This window comes from Vibrio owensii, from assembly GCF_002021755.1.
Lineage (GTDB): Bacteria > Pseudomonadota > Gammaproteobacteria > Enterobacterales > Vibrionaceae > Vibrio > Vibrio owensii.
In genome coordinates, this window is sequence record NZ_CP019960.1 from 1,858,341 (window position 1) to 1,876,779 (window position 18,439).

The following is an 18,439-nucleotide window of genomic DNA, read 5'->3' on the forward strand; positions in this document are numbered from 1 at the left end:
TTAAATTTTCAATCTTCTTACATTCGGGAGTTGCAATCGAACAATGAACGATGCACTCTCGATGACCACTAATTCAGTGCTTAGGATAAAAACAATGAAATTGATCAAGCCTTTAACTTGCGCGCTTGCTTTGGCTATGAGTGGCATGGCATTCGCGGATGTGACAGTAACCGTTCCTGACGACGTTTCTATTTTGGCGGCTAACGGCGAGAAGGTGAAACTATCTGGCGGCTTCTTTGCTTCAGAAAAATCATTCACGCTACCTGACGGCGTAAACCAAGTTGTGTTCCGCTACGCACCTTACTTCAGCCAAGGTAATGATCGCCTAAGCGTTGAGAGTGACGTTATCGTAACTCGCTTCGACGCAACAGACGCTGAACTAAGCCTACAAGTTCCTGAATATCGCGACCTTCGCCAAGCAGAAGACAAAATCAAAGACCTAGATTGGAAACTGATTGATGCTTCTGGCAACGCAATTGCGGTAGAGCAAGACAAGCTAATCAAGCCTGGCATGCAAATCGGTCGTGATTACGTACGTGAAGTGGAAGACTACAACAAGACTGGCGGCGTTGCGGCAGTTGGCGTTGTAAGTGCAGCGGTTATCCAACCAGCAACACTTCCTGCAAAGATCCCTGCAGACATGAAGCAAACTAAGCCTGCGACAATGAAAGCAGATTCAACGGCTGAAGAAATGCTGCATTTCTGGTACCAAAAAGCAGACGCTGAGACACAAGCGCGCTTTAAAGACTACATCAACCAACAATAATCCTGTTGGTTTAGTCGTACAGACTAGATGTAAAAAGCCACACTCAAGTGTGGCTTTTTTATTATCAGAATTTATACGCTAAGGTCAGCATCGGCCCATAGAATCGATAAGTAACATCGAGCGCTGAATTGTCGCTTTCGTAATCCACTCCGACTTCGTAATAGTTGAATGACCCAGTCATACTAAACTGGTCGCTGAAGAGGTATTTCGCGCCAAAATCGACTTCCAACAAGTATCCCTCAATATCGTCTACTGCCAGATAAAAGACTTGGGCGTGACTTTTCAAAATCCAATCTTGATTAAGCGAATACTCCGCCCGAATGCCTAAATCTGGCAAAGGTGCCGTGACATCACTCAGTACCGTCTCGTCGACAAACATCACCGGAAACTCGTCAACGCCACTTGCCTTAGCGCCAAGCTTGCCGTCCAAACCCAGCGACAGCCACATCACGTGTAATCCGGCCAATACATCCACCGCCCACTTGTCACTGGTGTAAAACTGGTAACCATAGCCTAGGCGAGCGATATCGATATTCAGCTCTGTGGTCAGTTTTGAACCCGCCTGAACCGCATAAGTTGTTCCATCTATCGTGACCTCAAAAGGCTTAGTCACCGCCGTGCGGGTCGCTTCTCGGTGTAGGCTTCGCCAATCCACATAGACGCTGTGTTTTTTATTGAAGTAATACTCGACCTCAACATAAGGCAGCACAGTAAACTCTTTCAAATCGAGATCCGATTCGAAATCAATAGTGCGTATTTGATCGAGGTAAGGGTCGTAAGCGTTCAGTTTGGTGTCAGTGCGAGAGAAAAATCCGCCCGCTTCAATCTCCCACTCACCAGCGATAGTGGCAAAGGAAGTAAGCGTGGCAAGGCACACTGTCCAACCAGCTTTGTTCATCATCCTTGAATCCTAAGCGATTGAATTTATGTCTGAAGTAAGTGTAGTGGTAAGAATAGAAATATGGAAAGTTGACTCGCTCGCAACTCTGAGTGAAACAACAGCTTTAATGCAAGATCAGCAAGTAATTTAACAGTTGACGACCTTAGTGCCAGAGAGCATGTCGTGTAACAAGCGACGTTCTGGGTGGAAAAAGAGCAAAATGATGTTCACTAGTGGCGTAAATGGAATCAGCATTTCAATTAAGTAGCTGATGCACAATCGAAGTGAAGCGGTGACTTTCGTCGTGTCGTGGCCGTTCTTCATCACCACTTTAATCCCCACTAAACGCATACCGATCGTTTGCCCTTCGCGCAGTAAATTCCAATTCACTAGCATCAACATGGGGATGGTAAGTACGTAGCTTGCCTTAGTATCCTTTACCAGTTGAAGGTTCTCACTCACAGAGAGTTCAAAGTCGTTCACAAATGAATTGATGGTCAACGCAATCAGTAATACTAACCCCGTTACGATCATCAGATCGATGAGACCACCAATCATCCTTCGTTTTCTATTGGCAATTGAACACCACATACCTTATCCCCTCAAATGCAAGCTGATGCATTCTAGGGATGAGGGTAAGTGTGCTCAATTAAGAGAAGTCATATTTGTGACCCTCTCTCAGAAGTGAGATGGTTTAAAAATTGATCAGCACTTACCAATATCTCTCGTAAATGATATTGCCACCCGTTCGGGCTCGATACTTTTCCAAACCGATATCTTGCAGTACTGGAGAGGTGTCTTTGATCATCTCCGGATTACCGCACATCATCACAAAACTGCTTTCCTTAGAAAACGGTAAGTCAGCGCGATTAACAAGCTCTCCCGACGCAATCAGATCTGGAATACGGCCTTGAAGCTTACCCGGAATACTCTCACGGCTGACAATCGGCACATAACGAAGACGACCTTCATACCTCTGTTGAAGTTGCTCTATCAAGTATTTGTAAACTAAATCTCTTTCGTAACGCACACCATGTACCAGCACAATATGATCGCTGTGTGGGAGTAAATTAATGTCGTCTAACAAGGAGAGAAATGGACCAATGCCTGTGCCGGTGGAAAGCAGCCATAGATCGTTTGCGTGTTTGGGAATGGTATCGTGGATAAGATCGCCATGAGCCGTTTCACCAACATAAATGCTATCGCCGGTTTGAAGCTGCTGCAGCCTTGGCGTCAATTGCCCTTCTGGGTTCGCGACGACTAAGAATTCGAGCCACTCGAACTGCTCACTGGGCGCATTCACCACCGAGTATGCGCGGCTAATGGGATTGCCCTGTTCGTCGAGCAAGGCGAGTTTGGTAAATTGTCCGGCTTTGAAGGAGAGAGGCGCACCGGAAACTCGTAAACTGAACAGCTCACCTGTCCAGTCGATTCGTTTTTCTACTTTGGCAAGATTGAAACCTTTCAGTTCTGTCATTGGACATCTCCTTTTGGTTACGCTTACTTAAACCTACGCCTCACAACTGACTATGTAAAGTTTTTAGTTTACAAAAATAAGCATCTAATTCATTTCACATTTTACATACAATTTTATTACATTTTAATCAGTTCCATCTAGAATAAATACTCAAAGTGATAAGTCGCTTTGCAAATTGCGGCAACGTCGATGAAAAAGGAACATGAGTAATGGATACGTTATTAAAAGAATTCCCAGTGATTACGGAAATCAAAGTCGCTTGGGGAGAGATGGATGCCCTGCAACACGTCAACAATGCGGTGTATTTTCGTTACTTCGAAACTGCGCGTTTGGACTACTTCAACAAGATTAATCTGTTGGTAGATTTGCAGACGTCTCACATCGGTCCGGTTCTAAGTGAAACCCAATGCCGCTATAAGCTACCCATTACGTTTCCAGATACGCTTTTAATTGGCTCACGCGTAATCGACATGCAAGAAGATCGCATCACGATGGAATACCAAGTGCTGAGTAAGAAGTGGGGCAAGATTGCGACCATTGCGACCGCTACTGGTGTGATGTTTGATTTTAAGAACAATGTGAAAGCCGCGATTCCAGACCACGTCCGCCAGTCGATTTTAGACTTGGAAGGTACCGTGGGCAGTACGCATCATTTGGAGTAAGGAAAGAGGCGAGATTCGAGAGATTAAGGTCTAAATAACCGACAACGCAACAAGAAATCAGCGTCATTCCGGACGAGCCTCAGCGAGCCATCCGGAATCTCTCATTTAAACGTGCACCAAATCCGATTAGCAGAACGTTTCGATGTACAGCGCTTCTACTTTATCTCTTGCCCACTGCGTTTTGCGTAGGAACTTCAACGAAGATTTGATTGAAGGATCTTTCTTAAAGCAGTTCACACGAACGCGCTCATGCATTCCGTTCCACCCAAAGTGCTCAACTAAACGGGTAAGGATTTTCTCTAAACTCAACCCGTGAAGTGGGTTATTCGGCTGCTGTTGGCTCATGCTATTGATCCGGTAAAGTGAAGTTGCGCGCTAATCTAACTCAAACTCGCCGTGCAACCTAATGTTTTAACCTTGAATTGCCCTGCGACTCTCCCCTATAGTAGCCCAAACTTCTTAAAAGCCCTTTTCATTATGAAAGCCCTCAACGATCTGAATATCTTTGTCGAAACCGCACGCCAAGGCAGTTTTTCGAAAGCCGCCAACAGCATGGACATGACACCAGCAGCCATCAGTGCATCGATCAAACGTCTTGAGGGACAAATAGGCTTTCCGCTGTTTGTACGCTCCACTCGCAGCCTTCGCCTAACCTCGGAAGGTGAGTTGTTCTTAGACAAAACCACCCAAGCGCTCGCAATGCTGCAAGAAGGGTTAGATCAGATATCAAGCGCGCGTGGCGAGTTATCAGGTCAGCTGCACATAACCGCGCCATCTGATTTTGGTCGCAACATGCTGCTTGATTGGGTTGATGAATTTGTTGATGTTTACCCGAACGTCTCTATCAAGTTAGAGCTGTCTGATAGCTTGACTGATATGTACACCAAACCCGTCGACATCGCGATTCGTTACGGCGAACCTGCTGACTCTAACCTCGTCGTATTGGCGTTATGTGGTGCAAATGAGCGAATCCTTTGTGCCTCTCCAGAATACGTCGCAAACAATCCTGTGCTGACCAAACCGGAAGACCTAAACCAACACAACTGTTTGTGTTACATGGTGGCGGATTCGGTTTACAACAAATGGACGCTGACTCGCGGAGACGAAACTGAACAGGTTGTCGTGAGTGGCAAGCTACTTAGCAACGACAGTGACTTATCCCATCGCTTAGCAATCAAAGGCAAAGGCATCGCCAACAAATCACTGATGGACATCAGCCAAGATTTGATTGAAGGAAGATTAGTAAGAGTATTGCCTGAGTGGGATTGTGGTCCGGTACCGCTATACATGGTGTGCGCCGATCGTCGTTTGCTGACGCCAACCATTCGCACCTTCCGTGAATTCATTCATGAAAAATGCTGCCAGCAACGTAAGAAAGTGCTGGCAACATTCTGCTCAGAAGGTTAGCCGACGAACGTCATTGGGCGAATCTGAGAATATTCAACCCAATCGTTATCTTCTAGCATCGAGATAAACTGCGCGATATGCGGGCTTTGTAAGTGCTTATCTAACGCTTCTTGCGATGCCCAAATTTCTTGGAACATAAACAAGCCTTCGATCTTTTGATCCAAATACAGTTCGTATTGGCAACACCCCTCTTCTTCACGAGAAGGTTCCAACAGACCAGAAAGTAAGTTGGTTACGTTGTCGATACTATCTGGGTAGGCTTTAATTTCTGCAACTAAATGAATCATCTTGATCAAATCTCAGTAAATACAGTTTCTGCTTCCCAGCGTGACTTAGGCGTCTTAGCATTGAAGTCATCTTCCGCGTGGTAGCCAAGCGGCACAATCACAACACCAGTGTAGCCTTTTTCACGTAGACCAAATTCTTCATCCAACACTTTCGGGTCAAAACCCTCGATTGGCACCGCATCAATTTCTAGCGTTGAAGCACCCAGCAACAATGTACCCACGTTGAGGTAAACCTGTTTCTCCATCCAATGATTAGCATCTTTTAGGTCAAAACGGTGCATGTTTACAAAGTAACTACGACCGCCACGTACCGCTGCTTTTGCCTCTTCGGTTGGGAATCGACCGTCTTTTTCTTCCTGCGCCAATAGCGCTTCAATGTAGTCGTTATCGATGCCCGTTTTGGCACAGAACACCAACACGTGTGACGCATTCAAGATCTTCGCAGCATTGAACGCGTAGTTCTCTTGCGCTGCTTTTGCGATACGTTGCTTGCCCTCTTCTGTACTCGCCAGAATGAAGTGCCACGGCTGAGAGTTCACACTCGATGGACTAAAACGAATCAGCTCTTTGACTGCGTCGATCTTTTCTTGTGGTAGCTTACGAGTAGGGTCAAAGACTTTGGTTGAGTAGCGGGATTTAGCAGCTTGAACGATGTCCATCGGGGTCTCCAGTCGAGTAGTTTATGCTGGTTATCACTTTAACCTTATGAGTTACAGGGAAAAACCGATTTCAGTTAAAAACATCTTCAAAATAAATTTGAAAATCGCCGATGTAACAAGCTTTGAGCACTCTCACTGAAGCAACACCTGGTTTAAGCAATAATGTCGCCTTTGTTCTGTTACCGAACCACTTTCATGCTGCCTCAAGACAATATCATCACGCCCTTTCTATGCAAAAAACTTGGGCACAATCATCTAAGAATTGCTGGCGAATATTGGCACATTGAAAAGCTGGTTGCCTTGCAATGTATGATGTTGCATGAGGCACCGACGCTGCGTGAAGGTCTGCTGTGGTGGAGCAAAACTGTTTCGCTGTTCGACCGTCGCTTGTACATTGTTTTCGAACACAATGATAACCAGGTTCAGATGCGGCTAGAATGCAGAGCTACCGAAATGCCAAGCTGGGCAGAATCGGTTTATGACTTGCTGCTGATGCAATTGGAACAGCTAGGTTTGAGTGAATCTGTGCACATTCATCTTCACAACCATGACCTTCATTCTGCTCAATTCGAGCTAGAAGAAGTGATCAACCCGAAGCAGAACTCGGTTGTGTTCGACTTGGTGAAACATGTTTATTTGCTCCTGTCTCACCAACCAATTGAACAGCCAGAATTGTTGAGCGTGCTTAATGCTCTGTTCGTCAAAAACAGCAATTACGCACTGAAATTAGAACAAGCCGCACTGCAACTGGGCGTATCCAAGCGCACCTTGCAACGTCGCCTGCAAGAAAAACAAATGAGCTATTCGCAATGCGTCGACTTCGCCAAGAAAAAACACGCATTAGCCCTACTTGCAGATACTCAACTCACAACGCAGCAAATCGCTTATCAGTTGGGTTATGAAGAGCCTTCCAACTTCCATCGAACCTTTCGCCGTTGGTATCCGTTTTCGCCAATGCAATATCGTCAGCAGTGCTTGGATAACCGCACTCATCTCAATAACCAACCCATCCGCTTGTACTACGCCAAAGCGAATACTTTAGCCGATAACGACATTGACCAACCCGTCGGTAAAATCTGGATGGAAGTGGATAATATCGCGTTTGAAAAAGTGGTCTCCGTTGAGTGTCGAGACCGTGATGGCACGTGGCGTCGCTACCCAGCCTTCTTCGAGCGTTTTTTGAATAATGGCACTGAACTATGGGCGACAACAGAGCTTCCTGTCGCTCATCCACTGACGTTTAGACTGTGTTATGAAGTCGATGGTGATCGCTACATTGATAACAACCACCAGCGTGATTACATGGTTTCTAAAGGGCTTTTGATTGGCGCAACGGAATACATTGTCCCGACAAAACAACTGATCCAACTCGGCACTCAGTACACCTTGTTTGTGGAACTCGCGTGTAGATTAAAAGACGTGGCGAAGATCGATTGCTACGTGGGTGACGCGCCAGCTCCGCACGCAATGAGCCTGACTCAGAACGCAGAAGATTACACATGCTGGGTACTGCAACTACCCCTCACCCAAACGGCTAAACAGTGTCGATTCCGACTCTATGATCATTCTGGTAATGAGTTAGCCAAAGACCATTACCCGATTCAATACCCAATTGTGCAACCACTCAGTTAAATATGTAGCACAGTTCAAACTCAGCACTTCGTGACATCATTTCACGTCTCTTTTGGCGTGAAATGACACTCTCAATTTCAAACCTTTGCTTTATCGTTTCCGTATTGCTGCATAACGGAGACAAAAACCGTGTTTGAAACCTTATCTAACCCTATGAATAAAATAAAAATACTACCTTTAGCGATCGCCTTTGCTCTTTCTGGCTGTGGTAGCGATGAAACTACGCCAACCGATACAGGAAGCCACGTGGCATCTCCTGATTGGCAAGACCAGATCATTTACTTCTTGATGATCGACCGTTTTAACGACGGCGACAACACGCTTAACGATCAAGGCCAGAATGAGTACGATCCTACCTCAGACAAGAAATTTAGCGGTGGTGACCTTGTTGGTGTCAGTGACAAGCTAGGCTACATCGAAGACCTAGGAGCTACCTCTATCTGGATTACGCCGCCTGTGGCAAACCAATGGTGGGACACAGAACAAAACTACGGCGGCTACCATGGCTACTGGGCGCGTGACTTCCAAAAAGTGGATGAGCACTTTGGTGACATGGAAAGCTACCAAGCGTTAGCGCGAGAAGTGCACGCTCGTAATATGTTCTTGATTCAAGACATCGTGACCAACCACGTTGGTAACTTCTTCACTTACGATGACCCATACAATTACGACCCTAGCCTACCTTGCCAAGGTTTCCGTTTGATTGAAAATGCGCTGCCAGCAGGGCAAGAACTGCCTTATCCACTCAACATGAATGAATGTAAAGAAGATGGCACGGGCATTTACCACTGGACACCAAGCATCACCGACCACAACGACCCCGTCCAAGAAAAAGCCTGGCAACTGTCAGATCTGGATGACCTGAATACGTCCGATCCTGAAGTACGCGCTTATTTAAAAGAGAGCTACCGTAAATGGATCCGCGAAGTGGGCGTTGACGGTTTCCGTATCGATACCGTGAAGTTTGTTGAGCACGATTTCTGGAACGACTTCCTGCACGCCGACGATGGTGTGATGACTCAAGCGGTTGATACTGGTCGCGATAACTTCCTGACCTTTGGTGAAGTCTTCGAAACATCTACGCCTTACAACACAGAAGGCGAAGAGAAAATGCTGACTTACATCGGCGAAAGCGGCTCACCGGAGCAGTTAACCTCGGTGTTGAACTTCCCATTGCAAGCAACCATGACTCGCGTGTTTGCAGCAGGACAACCGACCGATTACCTACGCTTTCGTCTTGAGAAAATGATGGAGATGTTCCCGAATCCATACATCATGCCGAACTTCATTGATAACCACGATATGCCACGTTTTCTATCACAAGGCAGTGTCAATGATATGAAACAAGCGCTGATTACCATGATGGCGGTACCGGGCATCCCTGTGATTTACCAAGGTACTGAACAGGCAATGTCAGCGGCGCGCGATGCAATGTTTGCTGGCGGTTACCGTGAAGACGGCGACTATGTAGATTCATTCGACCAAAACAGCGAGATGTACTTGTTCATCCAAGAGCTTGCTAAGTTACGTACCGAAAACAAAGTCATGACACGCGGCGAAATAAAAGTGATTGGCAGCGATAAAGCTGGCTCCGGTGTGTTCGCCTTTTCCCGAACGTTGGATAACGACGAAGTCTTGGTGGTAATGAACACATCGAATTCCCCAATGTTGATGAACCAACTCGATGTAGAGCAAGCGGGCGGCACCGTTTTCCAACAACAAATCATGTCGAACTGGGCAGACGCTCCGGAGCAGTTAATCGCAGATGAAGACGGTCACGTCACCCTTGAGCTGCCAGCCAAATCTGCCGTGATTTACTCAAAAACTAACGACACCCAATCGGTAGATACCCCAGACCTCAACATCCAACTGGCACAGGATTGGGAAGGACAAACCATCACTGATGACATCGTGATTACTGGTACTGCTAACGCAAACGAGAAATTAAACCTTGTCGTCGACGGTAATCTAGAAATAGCACAAGCCATTACCGTAGGTGCTGACGGTCAATTTAGCGTGACTTTATCTACCCGTCACTTTGCGATTGGCGAACAGCAACACCGCTTCGCGATTTACTCCACTGAGAAAAAAGCAGGCATTGAAGATGTGAACTTTGTGTCGGACTTAAGCTGGTCGAACACGCCAGACGACACTATTGATGACGCAGGTGATGCACAAGATGGTATGGGTGGTCCTAACGGTAACTACTCGCTACCAACGGATCCAACGTTCGATAAAGACAACAGCCAACTCGCAATCAACAAAGCTGAGGTGTTTACCGTCGGCAGTAACGTGCGCTTGACCTTCACCATGGACAAGATCACCGATACTTGGTTGCCACCAAACGGCTTTGACCACGTTGGTTTCACCATCTTCATTGATTTACCGGAAGAAGCAGCGACCAACCTAACGGAACTGCCTAAGATCAACGCTTCTATGCCAAGCGGAACATGGAGTCGCAACGCTGTGGTCTTCGGCTGGCAAAGCTCCATTTACAACACTCAAGGCGCAAACGCGACAACATGGGGCGAAGCCGTAACACCAGCACCAATGGTCTCGGTAGACAAAGCCAACAACACCATTTCGATGGACTTCGCGAGTGACGCGCTGGGTCGACCTGATTCACTGGATGGTATTCGATTCTATGTGACAACTTGGGACTTGGATGGATTGTCTGCCACTTACCGTCCACTGGAACAAGACAAAGGTCCTTGGAACTTCTCTGGCGGCGCATCGGATGAGAGCAAGATTTGGGATGACTTACCAATCATCACCCTGTCTGAATAATCACTGAAACCGCAATAAACGCAAAGTCGTTTCAACTATAAAAAACAAAAAGCAGCTCACCTTCGAGCTGCTTTTCTTTTTCTGAAATTCTAAACTCACTAATGTGAAAATCGCCCTTGCACTAGTTAAACAGCGACTTCACCCACAGCACTAAACTGTCCCATAACTTCCCAATCCACGAGCCCTCTTCCACCGCTTGGTTACTGACCAACGGATAGCTCGCCACGGTTTTATCGTCACTCTTCCACACGACTTTGCCAACCACATCCCCTTTTGCGATGGGTGCAATCAGCGGCTCATTCACGACCACGCTCTTATCTAGACCAGCGGTTAGAGAGCGAGGGAGCGTCAGGTACGCATCTTGAGCGAAGCCCAAATCAATCTCACTGACATCGCCTTTCCACACTTTAGCGCTCGCCTGAACTTCCCCCTGTTTTGCCACTTGTTTGGTGTCATAGAAGCGGAAGCCATAGCTGAGTAGGTTCTTAGACTGGCTAATGCGTGACTGTTTGCTTGGCGTTCCCATCACTACCGAGATCAATCGCATCTTTCCTTGCTTAGCAGAGCTCACCAAACTGTACCCTGCATTGCTGGTGTAGCCCGTTTTGCCGCCATCGACATCCATCGATTTGTCCCACAACAGTTTATTGCGGTTGTATTGGGTGATCTTGTTCCACTTAAATACCTTCTCACTATAAAGCGCATAGACTTCAGGCACATCATTGATGATGGATTGCATAAGCGTCGCCATGTCGTTAGGAGAAGTTTGAATGCCCTCACTATCCAGACCATGCGAGTTAACGAAGTAGGTATCATTCAAGCTGAGCTTATCCGCCCAACCGTTCATCAAGGCGACAAACGCCCCTTCACTACCGGCAACATGTTCAGCAAGCGCCACACAAGCATCATTACCAGATTGAATGATCACACCACGCATTAGATTGGCGACGGTGATTTCATCTTTGGGTTGGATAAACATTTTTGAGGAGTCCGGGAATTTGGCTGACCATGCATTCTCACTCACCGTCACTTTGTCATCCCATTGAAGCCGCCCGGATTTGATTTCTTGCCCTACGACGTAAGCGGTCATCAACTTAGTTAAACTGGCTGGGGCTAATCCGGCACGCGCGTTTTGCTCCGCAATGATGGCACCGGACTGAAAGTCCATTAACACATAACCTTTTGCCTGCAACTGAGGCGGATTCGGCGTTACGACTGCCAATGCAGGGGCACTGATGGTCTGTAGTAGTAAACAAGTGAGCGTTATTCGGGTAAGTGACGTGTTCATCAAGCATCCTCCATGGTCAATGACCGCCAAATGTCTCGTTTCATAAAAACGGTAAGACAGTGATGTCTAAACTGCACCTATCAGATCATAGTTCACTCAGTGCATACCAACACGGAAAGATCGAAGAGTTTCTGTTTTGAGTGCCATTACTTGCCTTTCCCGCTTCAAAAATCGAGTTCTTACAACAAATCTATTGTTTCTAATAAGGAATTCGATATCGTAAAGCGACTATAAACAAGGACAGACCATAACAATGAACGCTCAATCATTTATCGACGCAGGACTGCATTACACACCCCACTCGTTCACCGTGCCACTGGATTACCAAGATCTAAGTAAAGGCACGATCAACGTCTTTGCTCGCTCCGTTTGTTTAGTCGGCGATGAAGACTCAGACAAACCGTGGTTAGTGTATTTTCAAGGCGGTCCGGGCTTCCCTTCTCCTCGTCCAAACGGAAACAACGGCTGGATCAAACGCGCACTGAGTGAGTATCGTGTACTGCTGCTCGACCAACGCGGCACTGGCAACAGCAGCGTGATCAATCATCAGACGCTTGCGCACCTCACGCCGAAGCAACAGGCTGACTACTTAAGCCACTTCCGCGCAGACAACATTGTTCGCGATGCGGAATTTATCCGTGAACAATTTGGTGTTGAGAAGTGGGCGATTTTGGGTCAGAGCTTTGGCGGCTTCTGTTCACTAACTTATCTATCGCTGTTCCCGAACAGCCTTCTGCAAAGCTACATTACGGGTGGTGTGCCTTCGGTTTCTCGTCATGCGGATGATGTGTATCAAGCAACCTTTAAGCGCACGATGGAGAAAAACCAAGCCTTCTTCCAGCAATTCCCACAAGTGCAGCAACTATGCCAAAGCATTGCTGATCACTTATTGGAGCACGAAGAGTTTCTGCCAAATGGTCAGCGTTTTACTGTCGAACAGTTCCAACAAATTGGGATTAACTTTGGTGTCAGTGATACCTTCTTGCCAACTTATTACTGGCTAGAAAGTGCCTTGATTGAAGTGAACGGTAAACCTCAGCTTCGTTATGAATTCCTCAACGACATGTTGGCGCAGCAAAACTTCCAGACCAATCCAATTTACGCGATTTTGCACGAATCAATTTACTGCCAAGGGTTTGCTTCTCAATGGAGCGCACACCGAGTACGCCAAGAACACGATGCGTTCAACTATGAACAAGGTAAGCCGTTCTACTTCACCGGAGAAATGGTCTTCCCTTGGATGTTCGATCAATACGTGAACTTAAAGCCACTGAAAGAAGCGGCGGAATTACTGGCAGAGAAAGTCGATTGGACGCCGTTATACGATGCGCAGCAACTGGCAAACAATAAGGTGCCTGTGAGCTGTGCCGTCTATGCCGACGATATGTTTGTAGAAATGGACATTAGCCGCGAAACACTCGCTGCAATGCCAAACTCAAAAGCATGGATCACCAATGAATATGAGCACAACGGTCTCCGCGCAGATGGTGAGCGTATTCTCGACAAGTTGATTGCGATGGGTAAACAAACCGCAGCAACGTTGAAATGAGCAACTAACGCTCAGAATTTGCAAAAAACCTAGATAGAAAAACGCCTCTTTATCACAAGATAGAGAGGCGTTCTTGGTTCGATTCAGGTTTAAACTAGCACTAGTCTTTGACTCGCTTGGTCATCATTTTGGTGATCACGCGGTAACCCATCTTATGGTAGAAATCTTCGCCTTCGTGATTAAATGACGCCACGGTTAAACCGAGCTCTTCAATATCTTGGCTGCATAAATCGCTCTCGATTTTATCCATCAAAGACAAACCAATACCTAAGTTTCGATGGCTTTCAGACACCACCAACTCATTGATATATCCAACGCGTCTTTCTGGAGAGAGAATCGAGTTGACCTCTCGCACGGTGCCAGAGATAAAACCAACCACCTGTCGGTTAGAACAAGCAATAAAAGCCGTGATGCTGCCATCAAAATATTTATCGAAGATGTTGCGATCTTCCCTTAACTGCGCCATTTCTTCCGGAGAACGGTAGAAATCTGGCTCAGCATTATAATGAGAGGTGTCGAGTTCGACCAAGAGCGTTTTCAACAGTGGGACGTCTTCTTCTCTTAGTCTTCTGATATGAAACTGTTGCATGTTGAATTCCTTTGCCAACCGACCTGTATCAAGCACAGATCTTTGCTTCAACTGATTATCGGATAAGAAGTTTTAGGAATGTGAAGCGAATCAACAGTACAAATTTCGACCATTTATGTCGAGTACGTTTTCAACAGTTTTACGAGTTTTTACTGATAATTTGAACATCCACAAAATTTAAGTGGAAATAAAAATCCCCTTTTCTCAATAAAAGGGGTTATACCCAAGTGACTTCAAGATGCAGGATTCAGAGCGTTGTCATTGATTCGAGAGCAAGGAAAACAACGCAGTGTAATAGCCAGCTATTTCCAAGTTGTTTGACGCAGCAATCGGGTCAATGACACGCTCCCAAAGGGCGAGCTGCCTTGGCTTGTATACTTTGTTGCCGATTCTTGATTTAGACCCACTAAACCTTTAAATCGCCGCCGCGTCTACAAACCAAGTCAGTCTCGCTGAACCTAGCATCTCGAGGTTACTTGGGTATACATAATTTAGAAAGTAGCGCTTTGCTCAAAAGCGAGTGCGGATTTTAAGCGACTGAAATCACCAATCGGTTCGCCATCAAGCATAAACTGCGGGTAGCTTCTTGCGGTTGGGAATAACTCGAACAAGGTTTCCCGATCAAACTCCACATCTAACTTGAGCGTTGCCACGTTAAAGCCCTGATTTTGCAACCACATTGCTGCGGTTTCACATTGTGAGCACTGCTCCTTGCTGTACATTTCTATTTTCATCACTCTTCTCTGCTATTCCTTACCGTTAGAAATCTGCATCAAAACTCAACTGGCGATCTTGAGGTCGTTTGTACTCAGTAACGCGTTTTTCGAAGAAGTTAGTTTTTCCTTCCATGTCCAGCAAACGCATGTAATCAAATGGGTTTTCAGCACCAAAGATCGGGTTAAAACCAAACAAACCAGCGATAACATCGGCAGTGTGCTCAATGTATTGGCACATCAACTCGGCATTCATACCAATCAAGTCCACTGGTAGGGCTTCCGTTACAAACTCCTTCTCAATTGAAACCGCTTCTCGGCAAATCTCTTCAAACTCTTGTTGTGTCACCTTGCCTTGACCTAAGGTTTTGAATAGCAGCGCAGAGAAGCTAAAGTGCAACCCTTCATCACGAGCAATCAAGTCATTGCTTGCTGCCAAACCAGCCAGCAAACCACGTTTACGGAAGTAATAAATGGCACAGAAGCTGCCAGCGAAGAACAAGCCTTCTACCAGACCAAAAGCGATCAAACGCATTGCCAATGGTTTATCAGAGGAGATCCACTTCATTACCCACTCCGCCTTACGCTTTACGGTCGGGACGTTTTCAATCGCATTGAACAAGCGCTCACGCTCTTCAACATCGGGAATGTAAGTTTCGAGTTGCAGTGCGTAAGTCTCTGCGTGAATGACCTCATTAAATGCCTGCAAAGCAAGGAAGCAGCGTGCTTCTGCGATTTCAATTTCGCCATAAAATCGAGTCAATAAGTTCTCGTTGATCATCCCTTCGCTCTGAGCAAAGAACGCCAACACATGTCGAATGAAGTGCTTTTCGCCTTCGGTCAGCTTGGCAAGATCGGCAAGATCTTGAGCAAAATCGAGTTCTTCTGTCGTCCAGAAAGCAGCTTCGTGCGTTTTGTACGCTTGCCAAATCTCTTCGTATTGAATGGGGAATAAGCTAAATTTGTTTTTAACAATCATACCGTTTCCTTACTTTCGGTTGATGTGAGTCTTTTTAATTGGCGAGATAGGTTTATGCGCCGCAGTTTAGGCAATCTTCATCTTCGTTTTGCTGACCAACGGTGACTTTCACCGCATTCGTCGATGGCTTGGAGCGCAAGTAGTACATGCCGGTTTTCAGACCACGTTTCCACGCGTAGAAGTGCATCGCATTGATTTGGGCGAATGTTGGTGATGCGAGCCATAAGTTGAGGCTTTGCGATTGGCAAACAAACGGGGCACGAGCTGCCGACATATCAATGATCACTTTCTGAGAGATTTCCCACACGGTGCGATACACGGATTGAAGATCGTCTGGAATGGCATCGATACCTTGTACTGAACCGTTATTGAGAATAATGGCGTCGCGGATTTTGCTCGTCCAAAGTCCGCGCTGTTCCAGATCGCTGACCAGGTGTTTGTTGATGATGATGAACTCACCCGACAATGTTTGGCGTTTATAGATATTGCTGGTTTGCGCTTCAAACGCTTCGTTGTTACCTAAAATTTGCGCTGTCGACGCCGTTGGCATTTGCGCAATCAGTAGCGAGTTGCGCACACCATGCTCTGCAATTTGGCGCTTGAGCTGTGACCAATCCCATCGGCTGCTTGGTTGTTCACCCCACAGATCAAATTGGAACTGACCATGACTGATTGGTGAGCCGTCATAACTGGAGTACGCGCCTTTTTGCGCCGCGATTTCACAAGACGCTTCAAGGGAGGCGTGATACATGGTTTCCGCGATGTCACGGTTAAGCTGCAATGCTTCTTCACTATCGAATGGAAGGTGCATTTTGAAGAACACATCCGCCAAACCTTGGATACCCAAACCAACAGGGCGATGCGCGTGGTTCGATTTTTCAATCTTATCGGTTGGGTGATAATTCACATCGATAACGCGGTCGAGGTTCTTAATCGCGACTTTGGTGACTTGGTGAAGTTTGTCGAAATCAAACCCCGTGCCTGTAACGAACTTAGGCAGTGCCATAGACGCCAAGTTACAAGCCGCCGTTTCATCTGGCGTCGAGACTTCCATGATCTCTGCGCACAAGTTACTCGATTTGATGGTGCCGAGGTTTTTCTGATTCGACTTTTCATTACACGCATCTTTGTAGAGCATGTACGGTGTTCCCGTCTCAGCTTGCGACTCAATGATTTGCGTCATCAACTGGCGGGCTTTGATGGTCTTCACGCCCAAGCCCATACGCTCGTATTCTTGGTACTTCTGAGTAAATTCAGCACCGTATAAATCAGACAAACCTTTGGTATTGTGTGGGCTAAACAAAGTCCATTCCGCGTCGTTTTCAACACGTTCCATGAACAAGTCTGGCACCCATAGAGCGAGGAACAAATCACGTGCGCGGAACTCTTCTTTACCGTGGTTTTTACGTAAATCGAGGAAGGATTCGATATCCGCATGCCAAGGTTCCAGATAAACCGCAAATGAGCCCTTGCGCTTACCACCACCTTGGTCCACATAGCGAGCCGTTTCATTGAAAACTTTGAGCATTGGCACGATGCCATTCGACACGCCGTTAGTACCAATAATTGGCGCACCCGTCGCTCGAATATTGTGGATGTGTAGCCCAATGCCACCCGCCGATTTAGAAATCAGCGCACAATCTTTAAGGGTATCGTAAATACCGTTGATGGAATCTTCTTGCATCGCTAATAGGAAACACGAAGATAGTTGCTGCATCTTACAGCCAGCATTAAACAACGTTGGCGTGGCGTGAGTGTAGTAACCAAGGCTGAGCAAATCGTATAGCTCTCGAATTTCTTCAAGATCGTCACCTGCGACAGCGACTGCCACGCGCATGAACATATCTTGAGGTCGTTCAACCACCGCACCTTTTACTTTCAATAGGTAGGAACGCTCGACAGTTTTATAGCCGAAGTAATCAAACTGATAGTCACGTTTGTAGTCAATCATCTCTTCGAGCGCAAACTGATTCTTGGCAACAAAGTCGACGTAAGTATCGGAAAGAATACCGATTTCAGAGAGCTCACGTGTTGCAGTTGCGTATCCGCTGGTTTCTTTTTGCAGAGAACTCACCATCACGCGAGCCGCAAGCTTGGCATAATCAGGGTGTTCCGTCGCAAGGCTTGCTGCCGTTTCAGCGAGGAACACATCGATTTCCGTCACCTTAATGCCGTCGTACAAACCGCTTACCACGCGTTGTGCAACCGCAATAGGTTCGACTTTTAGTCCATCAGCCAGCGCTTCGGCTCTTCGAGTCACCTTATCTAGACTGGCTTTTTCTTTCCGTCCATCTCGTTTTATAACGTCCATAATCTATATCTTGTGTGTAGTTTAAATATTGAGCACCATATGTACGCAATAGATCTAGATGATAATAGTTATCATTACAAGTAAGTTTTTAAAAAGTTAGAACTGACGATAGAGAGGGTAAGGAAACATATTGACACCGACACCAAGCTCGACAGGAACTGCAATCAGAGACGAGCACCACAAACCTGATAAAGTGATGAAGTTTTCCACAAAGCTTTAATTTTCATTAACTTAGTTAATTTCTAGAAAAGAATAACAAGTGTGATCTGGTTCAAATTTTCATACCCTTTAATTTCCAATGCTACGCGCTGAAATTTGTTGAAAAAATCGCTGGGGCAACGTGACTAAAAATATCCGCATAGTTTGTCCGTATTTCCGACTAAATTACTCAGGTATACTCCGAGCCGCTAAAATTGTTAGGTATCGAGCCGTCGAACCATCGACCCTTTAAAG

Annotated in this window: 17 protein-coding genes; 6 read left to right on the plus strand and 11 right to left on the minus strand. The window is 46.3% G+C overall.

The features are described from left to right. Nucleotides 1-94: 94 nt before the first annotated feature. Nucleotides 95-766 (plus strand): DUF2057 domain-containing protein, encoded by a 672-nt coding sequence (locus A9237_RS24825; RefSeq protein ID WP_045416167.1) that lies wholly within the window; start codon nt 95-97, stop codon nt 764-766. A 64-nt stretch (nt 767-830) separates the two neighbouring features. Here A9237_RS24825 and A9237_RS24830 read toward each other — a convergent pair whose 3' ends face one another. The 3 genes from A9237_RS24830 to A9237_RS24840 all read right to left on the minus strand — a co-directional run bounded on the left by A9237_RS24830 (nt 831) and on the right by A9237_RS24840 (nt 3,123). Then, nucleotides 831-1,667, minus strand: coding sequence for a DUF481 domain-containing protein (locus A9237_RS24830; RefSeq protein ID WP_078609996.1), 837 nt, complete (start codon nt 1,665-1,667; stop codon nt 831-833). A gap of 126 nt (nt 1,668-1,793) precedes the next feature. Further along, a complete protein-coding gene (locus A9237_RS24835) occupies nt 1,794-2,237 on the minus strand; it encodes an RDD family protein (protein WP_039840524.1) in 444 nt (147 codons plus the stop codon). A gap of 121 nt (nt 2,238-2,358) precedes the next feature. Beyond that, entirely contained in the window at nt 2,359-3,123 is a 765-nt protein-coding gene (locus A9237_RS24840) for a ferredoxin--NADP reductase (RefSeq protein ID WP_009706466.1), read from the minus strand. 209 nt (nt 3,124-3,332) lie between these two features. Between A9237_RS24840 and A9237_RS24845 the strand changes: the two genes are divergently transcribed. Then, nucleotides 3,333-3,785, plus strand: coding sequence for an acyl-CoA thioesterase (locus A9237_RS24845; RefSeq protein WP_045390771.1), 453 nt, complete (start codon nt 3,333-3,335; stop codon nt 3,783-3,785). Nucleotides 3,786-3,911: 126 nt separating this feature from the next. On the opposite strand, the gene A9237_RS24850 is transcribed toward A9237_RS24845, so the two are convergent. Then, a complete protein-coding gene (locus A9237_RS24850) occupies nt 3,912-4,130 on the minus strand; it encodes a VF530 family protein (protein ID WP_005436214.1) in 219 nt (72 codons plus the stop codon). A 132-nt stretch (nt 4,131-4,262) separates the two neighbouring features. Here A9237_RS24850 and A9237_RS24855 point away from each other — a divergent pair, with 132 nt between their 5' ends. Then, a complete protein-coding gene (locus tag A9237_RS24855; protein ID WP_078609997.1) occupies nt 4,263-5,192 on the plus strand; it encodes a LysR family transcriptional regulator in 930 nt (309 codons plus the stop codon). Here A9237_RS24855 and A9237_RS24860 read toward each other — a convergent pair. Both A9237_RS24860 and nfsB read right to left on the minus strand, forming a co-directional pair. After that, nucleotides 5,189-5,479 carry a putative quinol monooxygenase gene (locus A9237_RS24860; RefSeq protein WP_078609998.1) on the minus strand — a complete coding sequence of 97 codons (291 nt, stop codon included), beginning with the start codon at nt 5,477-5,479 and terminating at the stop codon, nt 5,189-5,191. The two genes, A9237_RS24855 and A9237_RS24860, sit on opposite strands and share 4 nt — an antisense overlap. A gap of 5 nt (nt 5,480-5,484) precedes the next feature. Next, a complete protein-coding gene (gene nfsB, locus A9237_RS24865) occupies nt 5,485-6,138 on the minus strand; it encodes an oxygen-insensitive NAD(P)H nitroreductase (RefSeq protein WP_038898248.1) in 654 nt (217 codons plus the stop codon). 195 nt (nt 6,139-6,333) lie between these two features. Here nfsB and A9237_RS24870 point away from each other — a divergent pair, with 195 nt between their 5' ends. Together A9237_RS24870 and A9237_RS24875 are read left to right on the plus strand one after the other, a co-directional pair. Next, the gene (locus tag A9237_RS24870) at nt 6,334-7,770 is read left to right on the plus strand and encodes a helix-turn-helix transcriptional regulator (protein ID WP_078609999.1); all 1,437 of its coding nucleotides are present in this window, start codon (nt 6,334-6,336) and stop codon (nt 7,768-7,770) included. 129 nt (nt 7,771-7,899) lie between these two features. Further along, nucleotides 7,900-10,557: an alpha-amylase family glycosyl hydrolase gene (locus tag A9237_RS24875; RefSeq protein ID WP_078610000.1), complete on the plus strand. Its 2,658-nt coding sequence runs from the start codon at nt 7,900-7,902 to the stop codon at nt 10,555-10,557. Nucleotides 10,558-10,678: 121 nt separating this feature from the next. On the opposite strand, the gene A9237_RS24880 is transcribed toward A9237_RS24875, so the two are convergent. Further along, on the minus strand, nt 10,679-11,845 hold the full coding sequence (locus A9237_RS24880; protein WP_005436203.1) for a D-alanyl-D-alanine carboxypeptidase family protein: 1,167 nt from the start codon (nt 11,843-11,845) through the stop codon (nt 10,679-10,681). A 253-nt stretch (nt 11,846-12,098) separates the two neighbouring features. Between A9237_RS24880 and A9237_RS24885 the strand changes: the two genes are divergently transcribed. Next, a complete protein-coding gene (locus A9237_RS24885; protein WP_078610001.1) occupies nt 12,099-13,394 on the plus strand; it encodes an alpha/beta fold hydrolase in 1,296 nt (431 codons plus the stop codon). A gap of 100 nt (nt 13,395-13,494) precedes the next feature. On the opposite strand, the gene A9237_RS24890 is transcribed toward A9237_RS24885, so the two are convergent. From A9237_RS24890 to A9237_RS24905, 4 genes are all read right to left on the minus strand, one after another. Further along, nucleotides 13,495-13,983: a GNAT family N-acetyltransferase gene (locus A9237_RS24890; RefSeq protein WP_005441955.1), complete on the minus strand. Its 489-nt coding sequence runs from the start codon at nt 13,981-13,983 to the stop codon at nt 13,495-13,497. Nucleotides 13,984-14,474: 491 nt separating this feature from the next. Continuing rightward, a complete protein-coding gene (locus A9237_RS24895; protein WP_029788328.1) occupies nt 14,475-14,717 on the minus strand; it encodes a glutaredoxin family protein in 243 nt (80 codons plus the stop codon). A 25-nt stretch (nt 14,718-14,742) separates the two neighbouring features. Further along, on the minus strand, nt 14,743-15,675 hold the full coding sequence (locus A9237_RS24900; RefSeq protein ID WP_005447479.1) for a ribonucleotide-diphosphate reductase subunit beta: 933 nt from the start codon (nt 15,673-15,675) through the stop codon (nt 14,743-14,745). Between the two features lie 52 nt (nt 15,676-15,727). Then, nucleotides 15,728-17,986 carry a ribonucleoside-diphosphate reductase subunit alpha gene (locus A9237_RS24905; protein WP_078610002.1) on the minus strand — a complete coding sequence of 753 codons (2,259 nt, stop codon included), beginning with the start codon at nt 17,984-17,986 and terminating at the stop codon, nt 15,728-15,730. Nucleotides 17,987-18,439 lie beyond the last annotated feature (453 nt).